Source organism: Streptomyces sp. NPDC053426 (assembly GCF_055585405.1).
This window is the reverse complement of record NZ_JBVJKE010000010.1, coordinates 243,120-257,201: the sequence shown is the minus strand read 5'-3', so window position 1 is coordinate 257,201 and position 14,082 is coordinate 243,120. Positions and strand designations below refer to the sequence as shown.

General features: G+C 71.2%; 16 protein-coding genes. 1 reads left to right on the top strand and 15 read right to left on the bottom strand.

Translation table 11 applies throughout. From position 1 onward, the window contains the following. Positions 1-85 precede the first annotated feature (85 nt). The 7 genes from rlmN to rpsB form a co-directional block, all read right to left on the bottom strand. On the bottom strand, positions 86-1,192 hold the full coding sequence (gene rlmN, locus ACZ62B_RS21885; RefSeq protein ID WP_073937015.1) for a dual-specificity RNA methyltransferase RlmN: 1,107 nt from the start codon (positions 1,190-1,192) through the stop codon (positions 86-88). Between the two features lie 61 nt (positions 1,193-1,253). After that, a complete protein-coding gene (locus ACZ62B_RS21880) occupies positions 1,254-1,424 on the bottom strand; it encodes a hypothetical protein (RefSeq protein ID WP_344565654.1) in 171 nt (56 codons plus the stop codon). A gap of 82 nt (positions 1,425-1,506) precedes the next feature. Further along, positions 1,507-2,631 carry a phosphatidate cytidylyltransferase gene (locus ACZ62B_RS21875; RefSeq protein ID WP_344565656.1) on the bottom strand — a complete coding sequence of 375 codons (1,125 nt, stop codon included), beginning with the start codon at positions 2,629-2,631 and terminating at the stop codon, positions 1,507-1,509. Further along, positions 2,631-3,188 (bottom strand): ribosome recycling factor, encoded by a 558-nt coding sequence (gene frr, locus ACZ62B_RS21870; RefSeq protein ID WP_030866079.1) that lies wholly within the window; start codon positions 3,186-3,188, stop codon positions 2,631-2,633. The genes ACZ62B_RS21875 and frr overlap by 1 nt, the downstream gene beginning before the upstream one ends. Positions 3,189-3,308: 120 nt before the next feature. Continuing rightward, positions 3,309-4,067, bottom strand: coding sequence for a UMP kinase (gene pyrH / locus ACZ62B_RS21865; protein WP_030866081.1), 759 nt, complete (start codon positions 4,065-4,067; stop codon positions 3,309-3,311). Between the two features lie 191 nt (positions 4,068-4,258). After that, on the bottom strand, positions 4,259-5,095 hold the full coding sequence (tsf, locus tag ACZ62B_RS21860) for a translation elongation factor Ts (protein WP_344565662.1): 837 nt from the start codon (positions 5,093-5,095) through the stop codon (positions 4,259-4,261). 154 nt (positions 5,096-5,249) lie between these two features. Continuing rightward, on the bottom strand, positions 5,250-6,116 hold the full coding sequence (rpsB, locus tag ACZ62B_RS21855; protein WP_468719625.1) for a 30S ribosomal protein S2: 867 nt from the start codon (positions 6,114-6,116) through the stop codon (positions 5,250-5,252). A gap of 281 nt (positions 6,117-6,397) precedes the next feature. On the opposite strand from rpsB, the gene ACZ62B_RS21850 reads away from it, so the two are divergent. Further along, positions 6,398-7,003 carry a M23 family metallopeptidase gene (locus ACZ62B_RS21850; protein WP_469691752.1) on the top strand — a complete coding sequence of 202 codons (606 nt, stop codon included), beginning with the start codon at positions 6,398-6,400 and terminating at the stop codon, positions 7,001-7,003. Positions 7,004-7,347: 344 nt separating this feature from the next. On the opposite strand, the gene ACZ62B_RS21845 is transcribed toward ACZ62B_RS21850, so the two are convergent. From ACZ62B_RS21845 to lepB, 8 genes are all read right to left on the bottom strand, one after another. Continuing rightward, positions 7,348-7,905, bottom strand: coding sequence for a TetR/AcrR family transcriptional regulator (locus tag ACZ62B_RS21845; RefSeq protein WP_469691810.1), 558 nt, complete (start codon positions 7,903-7,905; stop codon positions 7,348-7,350). Positions 7,906-7,996: 91 nt separating this feature from the next. Continuing rightward, a complete protein-coding gene (whiG, locus tag ACZ62B_RS21840) occupies positions 7,997-8,839 on the bottom strand; it encodes an RNA polymerase sigma factor WhiG (protein ID WP_344565668.1) in 843 nt (280 codons plus the stop codon). A 282-nt stretch (positions 8,840-9,121) separates the two neighbouring features. Then, positions 9,122-10,282 (bottom strand): DNA-processing protein DprA, encoded by a 1,161-nt coding sequence (gene dprA, locus ACZ62B_RS21835; RefSeq protein WP_468719632.1) that lies wholly within the window; start codon positions 10,280-10,282, stop codon positions 9,122-9,124. Beyond that, on the bottom strand, positions 10,279-11,904 hold the full coding sequence (locus ACZ62B_RS21830) for a YifB family Mg chelatase-like AAA ATPase (RefSeq protein WP_469691749.1): 1,626 nt from the start codon (positions 11,902-11,904) through the stop codon (positions 10,279-10,281). The genes dprA and ACZ62B_RS21830 overlap by 4 nt, the downstream gene beginning before the upstream one ends. Position 11,905: 1 nt before the next feature. Beyond that, entirely contained in the window at positions 11,906-12,334 is a 429-nt protein-coding gene (locus tag ACZ62B_RS21825; RefSeq protein WP_382053959.1) for a YraN family protein, read from the bottom strand. Between the two features lie 79 nt (positions 12,335-12,413). Beyond that, a complete protein-coding gene (locus ACZ62B_RS21820) occupies positions 12,414-12,722 on the bottom strand; it encodes a DUF2469 domain-containing protein (RefSeq protein WP_003965949.1) in 309 nt (102 codons plus the stop codon). Positions 12,723-12,775: 53 nt separating this feature from the next. Then, positions 12,776-13,303, bottom strand: a complete 528-nt coding sequence (locus tag ACZ62B_RS21815) for an NUDIX hydrolase (protein ID WP_344565679.1) — start codon at positions 13,301-13,303, stop codon at positions 12,776-12,778. Beyond that, a complete protein-coding gene (gene lepB / locus ACZ62B_RS21810) occupies positions 13,293-14,054 on the bottom strand; it encodes a signal peptidase I (protein WP_344565681.1) in 762 nt (253 codons plus the stop codon). The genes ACZ62B_RS21815 and lepB overlap by 11 nt, the downstream gene beginning before the upstream one ends. Positions 14,055-14,082 lie beyond the last annotated feature (28 nt).

Sequence of the window (14,082 nt, the reverse complement as noted above, 5' to 3'; positions counted from 1 at the left end):
TTCGGAGGGTCTGCGGCCGGTGCCGCACTCTCAGCGCTGTGGCGCTCCCCTGTCGGAATATGCAGATGTGATTGCTCCGGTCACATTACCGTTCGCTCGCGGCGAGCTGACCACACGCCCCGTCGATCTCCTGCCCACGGGTGTCCCGGATCGTCACCGGCACACCGTGCGCGGCGATCGCCTCCACGAACGCCTTCTCGTCCTCGGGACGGGAGGCGGTCCACTTGGAGCCGGGGGTGGGGTTGAGCGGGATCAGGTTGACGTGCACCGGGCGGCCCTTGAGCATCCGCCCGAGGCGGTCACCGCGCCAGGCCTGGTCGTTGATGTCCCGGATGAGGGCGTACTCGATGGACAGCCGCCGGCCCGACCTGGCCGCGTACTCGAACCCGGCGTCGAGCACCTCGCGCACCTTCCACCGCGTGTTCACGGGGACGAGGGTGTCGCGCAGTTCGTCGTCGGGGGCGTGCAGCGAGATGGCGAGCCGGCACTTGAAGCCCTCGTCGGAGAACCGGTGGATGGCCGGGACGAGACCGACGGTGGAGACGGTGATCCCGCGCTGCGACAGCCCGAGCCCGTCCGGCTCGGGATCGGTGAGGCGGCGAATCGCCCCCACGACCCGGTTGTAGTTGGCGAGCGGCTCGCCCATGCCCATGAACACGATGTTGCTCAGCCGCGCCGGGCCGCCGGGGACCTCGCCGTCCCTGAGCGCCCGCATCCCGTCCACGATCTGGTGCACGATCTCGGCGGTGGACAGGTTCCGGTCGAGACCGGCCTGCCCGGTCGCGCAGAACGGGCAGTTCATGCCGCAGCCCGCCTGGGAGCTGATGCACATGGTCACCCGGTCCGGGTAGCGCATCAGCACGGACTCGACGAGCGTGCCGTCGAACAGCTTCCACAGCGTCTTGCGTGTCGTCCCCTGGTCGGTCGACAGATGCCGTACGACCGTCATCAGCTCCGGAAGCAGCGCCTCCTGCAGCTTGCCGCGGGAACCGGCGGGGACGTCGGTCCACTGCTCCGGGTCGTGCGCGTACCGCGCGAAGTAGTGCTGCGAGAGCTGCTTGGCACGAAACGCCTTCTCACCGACCGCGACGACCGCCTCCTTCCGCTCGGCGGGCGTGAGATCGGCAAGGTGCCGCGGCGGCTTCTTGGCTCCGCGGGGGGCGACGAAAGTAAGTTCTCCGGGCTTAGGCATGGCGTTACCAGTGTCGCAGATCCACACGGGTGACCCGGCCGGGCTCAGAAAAGGCCGGCGATCAGGACATGATCAGGACGAAGACGTTGCTCACGTAGGTCTTCGTACGGTGCCACGGGCCGCAGTAGCGGCGTGGCCTGCGGCGGCCCTTCTGGTCGAGGAGCGCCTCGCACCATCGGCAGGGCAGTTCACCGTGGTACCTGCCGTCGTCTCCCCGCCTCGCCTGCGCCATGCAACGACTTTAAACGCCCCGGACAGCGGTCGGGCCCCCGCCCGGGAAGGACGGGGGCCCGATCCGGCCACGTGGACGAGGATCAGCCGGACCCGACGAACAGCACCAGCAGCAACCACACCACCGGCGCCGTCGGCAGCAGGGAGTCAAGACGGTCCATGATGCCCCCGTGCCCCGGGAGCAGGGTGCCCATGTCCTTGATGCCCAGGTCCCGCTTGATCATGGACTCGCCCAGGTCGCCCAGTGTGGCGCTGGCCGCGACCGCGAGGCCGAGCAACAGGCCCTGCCACCAGCTGCCGTCGTCGATCAGGTACTGCATGCACAGCGCGCCGACGACCATCGCGAAGGTCACCGCGCCCAGCAGGCCCTCGCGGGTCTTGCCGGGGCTGATGCGCGGGGCGAGCTTGGTCCTGCCGAAGCGCCAGCCGACCGCGTACGCGCCGGTGTCGCTGACGACCGTCAGCAGCAGGAAGGTCAGGACGCGCCACGGGCCGTCGTCGGCGGTGAGCATCATCGTGACGAAGGTCGCCAGGAACGGCACGTAGAACGTCGCGAAGACACCCGCCGTGACGTCCTTGAGGTAGCCCTCGGGCGGCGCCGTCATACGCCAGACCAGCACCGCCAGCGCGGTGAGCGCCATGGCGACCCACGCGCCCTCGGCCTCCCAGGCGTACCCGGCGACGACCATGGCCGCACCGCCCAGCGCGAGCGGCACCAGGGGCGCCTTGATGCCCTTGCGCTCCCGCAGCCGCGACGTCAGCTCCCACAGGCCCACCACCACGGCGACGGCGACCACGCCGACGAAGACGGCCTTGACGACGAACAGCGACGCGACGATCACCACGCCGAGTCCGACGCCGACGCCTATCGCGGCACCGAGATCGCGCCCCGCGCTCTTCTTCTGCGGTGCGGGTGCCGGCTGCGGGGCGTCGGGCATGGGCTCCGGATTCTGCGGCACCTCCCCCGGAAGGGGGCGGGCCCGCGTCGGTTCGTCTCGGAACAGGGGGCCGCTCAGCCGAACGGCCCCCCGGTCCACATCCTGGTCTCCGCCGTGTTCGGGTACGTCGGGCACGACGGGCATGGGGCGAGTGTGCTGCGCGTAGTGCGCATCGTACGCGGGACCCACCGGAGCAGCTCCCTGGCCGGGCCCGTGGTCGGACGGCCCCCAGTACCCGGTCTGCGGCGTCCCCCAGGAAGAGTCGTTCATCAGACCTCGAGCAGCTCCGCTTCCTTGTGCTTCAGGAGCTCGTCCACCTGGGCGACGTACTTCGCGGTGGTGTCGTCGAGCTCCTTCTCCGCACGGCGGCCCTCGTCCTCGCCGACCTCGCCGTCCTTGACCATCTTGTCGATGGCGTCCTTGGCCTTGCGGCGGACGGAGCGGATGGAGACCTTCGCGTCCTCGCCCTTGGTCTTGGCGACCTTGATGTAGTCACGGCGGCGTTCCTCGGTGAGCTCGGGGAACGTCACCCGGATGATGTTGCCGTCGTTGCTCGGGTTGACGCCCAGGTCGGAGTCGCGGATCGCCTGCTCGATGTTGCGCAGGGCGCTCTTGTCGAACGGGGTCACCACGGCCATGCGCGGCTCGGGCACGGAGAACGAGGCCAGCTGATTGATCGGCGTCAGCGCGCCGTAGTAGTCGGCCACGATCTTGTTGAACATCGCCGGGTGCGCACGGCCGGTGCGGATCGCGGCGAAGTCCTCCTTGGCGACCACGACGGCCTTCTCCATCTTCTCCTCGGCTTCGAGGAGGGTCTCTTCGATCACCACTTGCTCCTGCGTGTCTTGAGTAGGCCCGGCCGCGGTTCCCCGTCGGGGCGGCGGCCGGCTGCGTCGCGTCTTCTTCCTGCACGGTTCCCGACCGGCAGGACATTGTCCATCCCCCGGTCAGTTGCGGCCGGCTTGGTCGCCCACCAGCGTGCCGATCTTCTCACCCTTGACGGCACGGGCGATATTGCCCTCCTTCAGGAGTTCGAAGACGACGATCGGAAGGCTGTTGTCACGGCAGAGCGTGACGGCCGTGGCGTCGGCGACCTTCAGGTCCCGGGTGATGACCTCGCCGTAGCCGAGCGCGTCGAACTTCACGGCGTCCGGGTTGGTCTTCGGGTCGGAGTCGTAGACGCCGTCCACACCGTTCTTGCCCATGAGCAGCGCCTCGGCGTCGATCTCCAGGGCGCGCTGGGCGGCGGTGGTGTCGGTGGAGAAGTACGGCATGCCCATTCCGGCGCCGAAGATGACCACGCGGCCCTTCTCCAGGTGCCGCACGGCGCGCAGCGGAATGTAGGGCTCGGCGACCTGCCCCATGGTGATGGCGGTCTGCACGCGGCAGTCGACGCCCTCCTTCTCCAGGAAGTCCTGGAGGGCGAGGCAGTTCATCACGGTTCCGAGCATGCCCATGTAGTCGGAGCGGGCGCGGTCCATGCCGCGCACCTGGAGTTCGGCGCCGCGGAAGAAGTTGCCGCCGCCGATGACGATCGCGATCTGCGCGCCGTCCCGTACGACGGCCGCGATCTCACGCGCGATGGCGTGCACCACGTCGGGGTCGACGCCCAGGCCCCCGCCACCGGAGAAGGCCTCTCCGGACAGCTTCAGCAGAAACCGGCCGCTCACTTTGCCGTCGTCGCTCTTCTCAGCCTTGGTGGTCATCGTCGGTTCCCGCCTCTTTCACGTGTTGCACATACGAAGAAGGCCATTGCCGGTGGGGTGTGCTTCGCATCCCATGCGGCAATGGCCTCCTCGTCAGATCTGCTGTCGTCCGGCACGCGCGCGTGCGTGGACGCGTGTCCGAACGACTGCCGTCGACCCTATCGGGGTCGCGCGCCCGTCGCGGTACGGACTCAGATGCCGACCTTGATGCGCGTGAAGCGCTTCAGGGTGACACCGGCCTCGTCCAGGACCTTCTGGACGGACTTCTTGTTGTCCAGCGCGTAGGGCTGGCCGAGCAGCGTGGCGTCCTTGAAGAAGCCGTTGAGGCGACCCTCGACGATCTTCGGCAGGGCGGCCTCGGGCTTGCCCTCGGCGCGGGTGGTCTCCTCGGCGACACGGCGCTCGGACTCGACGACCTCGGCCGGCACGTCCTCCTTGGAGAGGTACTTCGGCGCGAAGGCGGCGATGTGCTGGGCGACGCCCTTGGCGATCTCGGCGTTCGGCTTGTCGAGCTCGACGAGCACACCGATCTGCGGGGGCAGGTCGGGCATCGTGCGGTGCATGTACGCCGTCACGTAGCCGTCGGCGAACTGGGCGAAGCGGTCCAGGACGATCTTCTCGCCCAGGTTCGCGTTGGCCTCGTCCACGAACGCCTGGACGGTCTTGCCGGCCTCGATCTCGGAGGCGAGCAGGGCCTCGAGGTCGGCCGGGGAGGTCTTGACGACGTGCTCGGCGATGGCGTTGGCCACGGCCTGGAACTTCTCGCCCTTGGCGACGAAGTCCGTCTCGCACTTCAGCTCGACGAGGACGCCGGAGGAGTTGTCGTCGGCGATGATCGAGACCACGGCGCCGTTCTCGGCGGAGCGGCCCTCGCGCTTGGCGACGCCCTTCTGGCCCTTGATGCGGAGCGCCTCGACGGCCTTCTCGACGTTGCCCTCGGCCTCGTCCAGCGCCTTCTTGCAGTCCATCATGCCGGCGCCGGTGAGCTCCCGGAGCTTCTTGACGTCGGCGGCGGTGTAGTTCGCCATGAGTCTGTGATCTTTCTCGAAGTCTGGAGGTTCGGAGATCTGCGGGTCAGGACCTACCTGAGGGCAGGTCCCCGACTCGCCGCTGACCTACGGGTGAACGGCGGGAGCGGATGTGATGTCACCGCTCCCGCCGTCATCGGCTCTGATGGAGCGGTCAGGCCTGCTCGGCCTCGGCGGCGGGGGCCTCAGCCGGCTGCTCGGCCTCGGCGGCGGCCGGAGCGGCCTCCTCGGCCTTCTCGTCGGCCTTCTTCTCGCCCGCGAGCAGGTCGCGCTCCCACTCGGCCAGCGGCTCACCGGCGGCCTTCTCGCCCTTGCCGGCCTCGGCGACACCGGAGCGGGACATCAGGCCCTCGGCGACGGCGTCGGCGATCACGCGGGTGAGCAGGGTGACGGAGCGGATCGCGTCGTCGTTGCCCGGGATCTTGTAGTCGACCTCGTCGGGGTCGCAGTTGGTGTCGAGGATGGCGACGACCGGGATGTTGAGCTTCCGGGCCTCGCCGACCGCGATGTGCTCCTTCTTGGTGTCCACGATCCAGACGGCGCTGGGCACCTTCTGCATCTCGCGGATACCGCCGAGGGTCTTCTCCAGCTTGGCCTTCTCGCGGGAGAGGACCAGCAGCTCCTTCTTGGTGAGGCCGGAGGCGGCCACGTCCTCGAAGTCGATCTGCTCGAGCTCCTTGAGGCGCTGCAGACGCTTGTAGACGGTCGAGAAGTTGGTGAGCATGCCGCCCAGCCAGCGCTGGTTGACGTAGGGCATGCCGACACGGGAGGCCTGCTCGGCGATGGCCTCCTGCGCCTGCTTCTTCGTGCCGACGAACATGACCGTGCCGCCGTGGGCGACGGTCTCCTTGACGAACTCGTAGGCGCGATCGATGTACGACAGCGACTGGAGCAGGTCGATGATGTAGATGCCGTTGCGCTCCGTGAAGATGAAGCGCTTCATCTTCGGGTTCCAACGACGGGTCTGGTGACCGAAGTGGACGCCGCTCTCCAGCAGCTCCCGCATCGTGACGACGGCCATGGCCGTATCTCCTTGAATTTCTCGGTTGTGCCGCGGATGCCGGACGGCTTCCGCGCCTGACGCCCACGACGCGCCGTTGCCACGAAGGACCGAGGGGCGCTGGCATCGGGATCCGGCGGTGACCGGTCCTGATGTCGGGGCGTGCGAAGTCGACCCGGTGGCCCGGGTCGCCACCAGAAGTGTACGGGACCCGCGAGGCGCCGGGTGACGCCGTTGTCCACAAACGGCCGGTGGTCCACGGGTCCGGGCGGTGATCACGGATGTCCGGAAGGCTCCGCGGCATGCGAAAGAGTGCATTCACGAGGGCGTGTACGCGACTGGTCCTTCTGGTGGTCCTGACCCTGGCGGCGCTGCTGGCCCCGCCTCCGCCGGGCCTGTCGGCGGCGGGGGCGGTGGCGGTGGCGCCGACGGGTGAGGACACCGGGACGCCGGCCGTCGGACGGGCGTGGCCGGTGGGGGTACGGCCGCGGGTGCTGCGCGGCTGGGAACCGCCGGCGACGGTGTACGGGCGCGGGCACCGGGGCGTGGACCTGGCGGCTCCGCCGGGGACGCCGGTACGGGCGGTGGCGGCGGGCCGGGTCTCCTTCGCGGGCCGGGTGGCCGGAAAGGGCGTCGTCTCGGTGGAGCTGACCGGCACGGGCGACCCCCCGTTGCGCACCACCTACGAACCGGTCCGCGCGTCGGTGACCGAGGACGACGAGGTGACGGCGGGCGAGGTGATCGGCACGGTGGAGCCCACGGGCTCCCACTGCGCGGCCCCCTGCGTCCACTGGGGCCTGCTGAAGAACGACACCTACCTGGACCCGCTCACCCTGCTGCCCCCATGGCTCCTGTCCGGAGGCCCGTCAAGACTGCTACCGGTGCTCGGGGTGCCGATGCCGACCTGAGGCACACCTGCCCGGCCCGGGGCCGGACCGAGCGCGACCCGCGCCGGCACAGAGTCGCGGGAGCCGGGCGGCACCGCCGAGCGACCACCGACAGGTACGACCGCACCGGACCCGTACGGCCCGACGCGGCCGACACCGACCGGAACCTCACCTGGCCGAACCGAGGACACCCGCACCGGCACAGGGCCACGGGAGCCGGGCGGCACCGCCGACAGGTGCGGTCGCTCCAGAGCCGTGCGGCCGGATCGGGCGCGGCCACGGCGGGTCGGGGTGGCGGGAGCCGGGAGAGGCCGCCTGGTGGGCTTCGCGGGAGTGGCCGGGAAGACGCCGCCGTGGCGCGGCCGTCAGCCGCTCACGCCTCTGAGGGCCATCGAGACGGCCGCTTCGGTGATCGCTTCGGGGTGTTCCGCCGCGCCCAGCTCGATGCGGCGCACGGCCGCGTCGACCACGCCCTGGAGGAGCATCGCCGCGAGGCGGGGCTCGGCGTGGTCCAGGTCGGCCAGGGCCTCGACGATCATCGCGATGAGGCCGCCGTGGGCCGCGCGGATCTTCTCCCGGGCGCCGGCGTCGAGCTCGCTCGCGGAGATCGCGACCACGGCGCGGTGCCGCCGGTCCCCGACCAGTTCCAGCTGCTTGCGGACGTAGGCCTCGATCTTGGCCTCGGCGCCGTCGGCGACCGCCATCGCCGCCTCGACCTCCGCCGCCCAGACCGGGAAGTCGACCTCGCACAGCTCCTCGACCACGGCGGCCCGCGAGCGGAAGTACTCGTACACGGACGAACGCGCGAGGCCGGTGCGCTCGGCGAGGGCCGGGAAGGTCAGCGCCTCCGTACCGCCCTCGGACAGCAGGGAGCGTGCCGCGTCCAGCAGGGCGGCTCGCTGCATCGACCGGTGCTCGGCCACGGAGGCCGCTCGAATCCTTGGCACGTCGACCACTTTACGGACGCCCCGCCCGCGGCGGCCAGAGGACCGGCCCGCTCCGGGCCGGAAGGGCTCAGCGGCCGAAGCCCGCCAGCTTCGCGCGCAGCTGCAGCACGGACTTGGTGTGGATCTGGCTGACCCGGCTCTCGGTCACCCCCAGCACATTGCCGATCTCGGCGAGGGTGAGCCCCTCGTAGTAGTACAGGGTGACCACGGTCTTCTCCCGCTCCGGCAGTGTGTTGACGGCCCGCGCGAGGAACCTCCGCAGCTCCCGGTCCTCGGCCACCTCCACCGGGTTGTCGGCGGCGGTGTCCTCCAGGGTGTCCATGAAGCTGAGCTGATCGCCGCCGTCACCCCCGGCGTGCAGCAGCTCCTCCAGGGCGACGACGTTCGCCAGCGACAACTGGCTGAAAACCGCGTGCAGATCGGCCACCGTGATGCCCATCTCGCCGGCGACCTCGCTCTCCGACGGTGTGCGGCGCAACCGCGCCTCCAGCGTGGCGTAGGCGCGCTCCACGTTGCGCGCCTTCTGCCGCACCGAGCGCGGGATCCAGTCCAGCGCCCGCAGCTCGTCGATCATCGCGCCCCGGATGCGGGTGATCGCGTAGGTCTCGAACTTGATCTCCCGGTCGACGTCGAACTTCTCGATCGCGTCGATCAGCCCGAAGACCCCGGAGGAGACGAAGTCCGCCTGCTCGACATTGGGCGGCAGCCCCACGCTGACCCGGCCGGCGACGTACTTCACCAGCGGCGAGTAGTGCAGGATCAGCTGTTCCCGCAGTCTTTCGTCCCCCGTCGCCTTGTACGACCGCCACAGCTCGTCGAGTGTCGAGGGAGCGGGCGGCCGCACGCTGCCACCGTCGCGGGCGGCTGGGGGGATCGCCGCCCGGTCGGACCCGGAGGTGTGCTGGGGCATTCGTCGCCTTGTGCCGTTCTGCCGTGGACCGGTGCTGCCTGGGTGCGCTGTCTGTCCGATGTCTGGGTGCCTGTCCTTGCCTGTCCGTGTCGGGATCCTCGTGAGCGTAGCGTGACTAAGGCGTCGCGGTGTGCGAAGAAGCGAGGCAGGACCGTGCGCAGATTCGTTCCGGGTGCCGTTCCACCGGGGCACACCCGTCGCTCTGAGTGATCGACGGGGTAGCCCAACTGGCGTAGATTCCAAGGGGTGTCGGGGTTCCCCCGGACGGCCGAACACGCTGTGTCAGCGAGGCTCGGGACCGTCCCGGACCGGGATCATCGCCTGGCGCGTCAACTTCCAGCCGTCGCCGTGTCGTTCGACGTAACCAAGTGCTCGTAGTTCGTACAGTCTGGCGATCGCGTCGTCCGGGGTGGTCTGCGCGGCGAGCGCGATCTCGTCGGGCCGGGCCGTTCCGCGCCCCGGCAACGCGGCGAGGACCTGCCGTCCGGCCGGGTCGAGCAGGTCCCGGGGCAGCACCGGTCCCCGGCGTTCCGGCGCGAGTTCGCCCATGTCGCCGACCAGTTCGACGACCTCGGCGGCGTCGGTGACCAGCACCGCGTCCTGCCGCAGCAGTTCGTGCACCCCTGCGGAGAGCCCACTGGTGGCCGGCCCCGGTACTCCCATCGTGTGGCGTCCCAGACGGCGGGCCGCCCGGGCGGTCACCAGGGAGCCGCTGCGGTGGGCGGCCTCGACGACGACGGTGCCCCGGGTGAGCGCGGCGATCACCCTGTTGCGGAGGATGAACCTGCTCGGTGTCGGGTGATCACCGGGCGGCAACTCACCGACGACCAGTCCCTGTTCGGCGATTCTGCCGATCAGCCCGATGTGGCCGCGCGGGTAGGGCCGGTCGACTCCGCAGGCGAGTACGGCGATGGTGGCGCCGCCCGAGCCGAGGGCGCCGCGGTGGGCGGCGCCGTCGACCCCGTAGGCGCCGCCGGACACCACGATCCAGCCGCGTTCGGCGAGACCGGCGGAGAGGGTGGCGGCCATGTGCGCGCCGTACTCGGTGCAGGCGCGGGCGCCGACGACGGCGACCGAGCGCAGCGCCCACATCCGCAGGTCCGCTCCCCCGCGCACCCACAGCCCGAGCGGCCGGGCGTCGCCCAGGTCGTCGAGCTGTCCGGGCCATTGCGGGGTGCCGGGACCCACGAAACGCACCCCGGCGTTCCGCGCGACGGCGAGGTCCCTGCGCGGTTCGGCCCGCTCGGCCCGGGCCAGTAACCCGGCCCACCGCTTCCCGCTCACCCCCGGCAGCGGATCCCCCCGTTCCCGCAGCCGTCGCACCACGGCGTCCACGCCGAGCTCCCGCACCCAGCGCCCGCCGGTCTCGTCACCGGGTTCGACGACCCGGGTGAGGAAGACCCGGCCGAGCAGTTCGCCGTCGGGTCCGGCCACGGCGCTCACACCCCCGCCCCGATGGCCATGGGCACCCCGCGCGGGACGCCGGTGCGCAGTTGCAGGGCGAGGGCGACGTCCGCGGCGCCGGGCCGCCCGTGGCCGGCCAGGTCGGCGACGGTCCAGGCGACCCGCAGGACCCGGTCGAGTCCCCGGGCGGTGAGCACGCCCCGTTCCAGGCTCCGTTCGGCGTCGTCCATGGCGCCGGGGGCGGCGTGCCAGCGGCTGCGCAGTTCCCGTCCGGGGACCTCGGCGTTGGTGCGCCACGGGGTGCCGGTGAGCCGCGCCGCGGCACGGTCCCGGGCCGCGCGCACCCGGTCGGCGACCGCGGCGGTGGTGTCGCCCCGGGCACCGCCCGCCGTCAGTTCGTCACGCGTGACGCGGTCGACCTCGACCCGCAGGTCGACCCGGTCGAGCAGCGGCCCGGACAGCCTGGCCTGGTAGCGGCGGATCGCCGAGGGCGGGCACTCGCACTGCTCGTTCGTCTGCGAGAAGCGCCCGCAGGGGCACGGGTTGGCGGCGAGCACCATCAGGAAGCGCGCCGGGAAGCGCACGACGCCGGCGCTGCGCGCGATGATCACGTGTCCGGACTCCAGCGGCTGCCGCAGGGCGTCCAGGGCCTTGCCGCTGAACTCCGGGGTTTCGTCCAGAAAGAGCACGCCCCGATGTGAGAGGGACACCGCTCCCGGCCGGACCGTACCGGCGCCGCCGCCGACGAGTGCCTGCATGGTGGCCGAGTGGTGCGGGGCGCAGTAGGGGGCCGTGTCGATCAGGGGTTTGTCCACGGGGAGCAGTCCCGCCACCGAGTGCACGGCCGTCACCTCGAGCGAGGCCTGCCGGTCCAGCGGCGGCAGGACCGACGGCAGCCGCTCCGCGAGCATGGTCTTGCCGGCGCCGGGCGGCCCCTCCAGGAAGAGGTGGTGTCCGCCCGCCGCGGCCACCTCCACGGCCGTCCGTGCCGCGAGCTGGCCCACGACGTCCGCGAGGTCATGGCCCTGGTCGCACGATGCCGCGCCGACGCTGTGCATCCCGGTGTCCGCTCCGGTGCCCGGGGCGCGCAGCCCCGCCAGCAGCGGGTCGGGCCGTGTCCGGTCCTCGGCGTCCTCCTCCGGCACGGGCTCGTCGGTGAGCACCGCGATCAGCTGGCGCAGGCTGCGGACGCCCAGGACGGACACGCCCGGCACCAGCGAGGCCTCGGCGGCGGCGCACTCGGGCACCACCACCTGCTCGTATCCCGCGTCGGCCGCGGCCAGTACCGCCGGCAGGATGCCGCGCACCGGCCGCACCCGGCCGTCGAGGCCCAGCTCGCCGATCATGACGATGTCGCCGAGCACCCGCGGATCGATCCGTTCGGCGGCGCCGAGCACGGCACAGGCGACCGCCAGGTCGAAACCGCTGCCGGCCTTCGGGACGGACGCGGGGCTGAGTCCCACGGTGAGTTTCTTCTGCGGCCACTCGCCGCCGGAATTGACCACGGCCGCCCTGACCCGGTCCCTGCTCTCCGTCAGGCTCTTGTCCGGCAGCCCCACCAGTGTGAAGGCCGCGACCCCGGGCTCCAGGTCGGCCTGGACCTCCACGACCACGCCCTCGACGCCCACCAGCGTCACCGAGCACGTACGCGCGAACCCCATGTCAGGCCACCCCCCGGACGTGCTCGACGACGGGGGCGCCGCGGGCCGGCAGCAGCACGCCGACCAGGTCGATGCGGACCCCACCGGGCGGCGCTCCCCCGTGCTCCTGGAGCCAGCGTTCGGCGAGGCTCCGCAGGCGGTCGGCCTTGGCCGCCGTGACCGCCTCCATGGGGTGCTGGAAGGGTCCTGCCCTGCGGGTCTTCACCTCGCAGACGACCAGGGCGTCCCCGTCGCGGGCCACGATGTCGATCTCGCCGGTCCTGCCGCAGCGCCAGTTGCGGTGCAGGACCGTCATGCCGGCCTGGGTCAGCCGCCGTGCGGCCAGTGTCTCGCCGTACCTGCCGAGTGCGCTGCGTGCCCGATGTGCGGTCCGCACGCTTCGTGTGTTCCGTGCGTTCATGTCGGCACCACCTCCGGCGCCAACGGTCACGCATCCCGCCCGCCGGAGTGGATCTTGGTGCGGAACCCGGCGGCTGTGGACAACTCCGTCACCCGCACGGGTACGCCGGTCACCCGCCCGGCAGCTCCAGGTCGCTCTTGTTGAGCTCCTCGATGTTCACGTCCTTGAACGTCAGCACGCGCACCTGCTTCACGAACCGGGCCGGCCTGTACATGTCCCAGACCCAGGCGTCCGCCATCGACACCTCGAAGAACACCTCGCCCTGGACCGAGTGCACCTGCATCTCGTAGTCGTTGGTGAGATAGAAGCGCCGTTCGGTCTCGATCACGTATTTGAACAGACCGACGACATCGCGGTACTCCCGGTAGAGCTTGAGCTCCATCTCGGTCTCGTACTTCTCGAGGTCCTCGGCGCTCATGGCATGTTCCCCTTCAGCCGTGCGATCCCACCATTGTGCGCCAGTCCCGGGCGTCACTGGACGATTTCGGTGTCCAGGGTCACGGGTCCGGCCGGGGGACCTTCGTCGAGCAGTGTGCGCAGCAGCCCGGCGAGTCTGGTCGGATACACCGTCTCATGTGCCCGGGCGAGTTCCGGGCACGTCCACCAGCGTGCTCCGGAGACACTGCGCCGCTCCAGCTCGGTCAGCGCCGTGGCCGCGGTCTCGGTCCGGGTGGTGCGGGCGAGGTAGTACCACTCGTCCTGGTCCCAGCGGCGGCCGGCGAACGGGAAGGAGCACCTCCGCCGCCACAGCACGGGACCGAGTTCGACCTCGGTGATGCCGGTCTCCTCGGCGAGTTCCCGCAGGGCGGCCTGTTCACGGGTCTCGTCGCCCTCCACGCCTCCGCCGGGCGTGAACCACCAGTCGTCGGCGGGGTCGTCCGGTTCATGGCCGTGCAGCAGCAGGATGCGGTCCCGCGGGTCGAGCAGGACGACCCGGGCGACTCTGCGCAGTCCGCCCGTGTAGGAGTCCTCGACCGCCGGGACGGGCTCAGCGGGCATCGGCGGTCCCCGCGTCGGCCCTGGTCCCGGACGCAGCCGCCCGCTTGGCGACGGGACCGTACGCGGCCCCGCCGAGGATGAGCACGGCACCGGCGACCACCAGCGCGACGACGGTCCTGAGCGGGCCCGGCGAGGAAAGCGCGCCGAGCCGTTCGAAGCCGGTAGGCGCCTCGAGCATGCCGTTCATCGGCCAGACCACGGCGTCGACCCTGCCCTGGACCGCGCCGCGGGAGACGGTGCCGCCGGCGGCGTCGGTCAGATGGGCCGTGGAGTCCAGCGACCCGGAGCGCTCGTCGCCGAGCAGGAACAGGCGCCCCTCGGGCACGGTCACCTCGGGGATGGCGCCGAACTCGGCCGCCGTGCCCCCGGAGAGGTACGGCTCGTCGATCGCCTCGCCGTTGACCTCCAGCTTGCCGTCCCGGCAGCAGGAGACCGTGTCGCCGCCGACGGCGACCACCCGCTTCACCATGGGGAGGTCCGACCACGTCGTGTCCGTGAAGACGACCACGTCACCACGGCGGACGTCATCACCGTCGATGCGCTCGGCCAGCACCCGGTCACCGGCACCGACCGTCGGCGCCATCGACGGGGTGGGCACGGTGTACGGCCGGTACAGCACCGCTCCCCAGGCGAATCCGCCGAGGAACATCACCAGACCCAGGGCCACGGCCAGCCCGGACAGCCGCTGCCCGGTCCTGCCGCCCGGGCCCCTGCTGCCCGGGACCGTACGCGTCGTGCTCTGACCACTCATGGGCGGCACCCTACCCGGCGGTACCGGA

What these genes read in the sequence shown, in the direction of transcription:
- rlmN (WP_073937015.1), bottom strand. Translation starts at nt 1,192, where the DNA reads ATGCCTAAGCCCGGAGAACTTACTTTCGTCGCCCCCCGCGGAGCCAAG.
- ACZ62B_RS21880 (WP_344565654.1), bottom strand. Translation starts at nt 1,424, where the DNA reads ATGGCGCAGGCGAGGCGGGGAGACGACGGCAGGTACCACGGTGAACTG.
- ACZ62B_RS21875 (WP_344565656.1), bottom strand. Translation starts at nt 2,631, where the DNA reads ATGAACGACTCTTCCTGGGGGACGCCGCAGACCGGGTACTGGGGGCCG.
- pyrH (WP_030866081.1), bottom strand. Translation starts at nt 4,067, where the DNA reads ATGACCACCAAGGCTGAGAAGAGCGACGACGGCAAAGTGAGCGGCCGG.
- tsf (WP_344565662.1), bottom strand. Translation starts at nt 5,095, where the DNA reads ATGGCGAACTACACCGCCGCCGACGTCAAGAAGCTCCGGGAGCTCACC.
- rpsB (WP_468719625.1), bottom strand. Translation starts at nt 6,116, where the DNA reads ATGGCCGTCGTCACGATGCGGGAGCTGCTGGAGAGCGGCGTCCACTTC.
- ACZ62B_RS21850 (WP_469691752.1), top strand. Translation starts at nt 6,398, where the DNA reads ATGCGAAAGAGTGCATTCACGAGGGCGTGTACGCGACTGGTCCTTCTG.
- whiG (WP_344565668.1), bottom strand. Translation starts at nt 8,839, where the DNA reads ATGCCCCAGCACACCTCCGGGTCCGACCGGGCGGCGATCCCCCCAGCC.
- ACZ62B_RS21830 (WP_469691749.1), bottom strand. Translation starts at nt 11,904, where the DNA reads ATGGGGTTCGCGCGTACGTGCTCGGTGACGCTGGTGGGCGTCGAGGGC.
- ACZ62B_RS21820 (WP_003965949.1), bottom strand. Translation starts at nt 12,722, where the DNA reads ATGAGCGCCGAGGACCTCGAGAAGTACGAGACCGAGATGGAGCTCAAG.
- ACZ62B_RS21815 (WP_344565679.1), bottom strand. Translation starts at nt 13,303, where the DNA reads ATGCCCGCTGAGCCCGTCCCGGCGGTCGAGGACTCCTACACGGGCGGA.
- lepB (WP_344565681.1), bottom strand. Translation starts at nt 14,054, where the DNA reads ATGAGTGGTCAGAGCACGACGCGTACGGTCCCGGGCAGCAGGGGCCCG.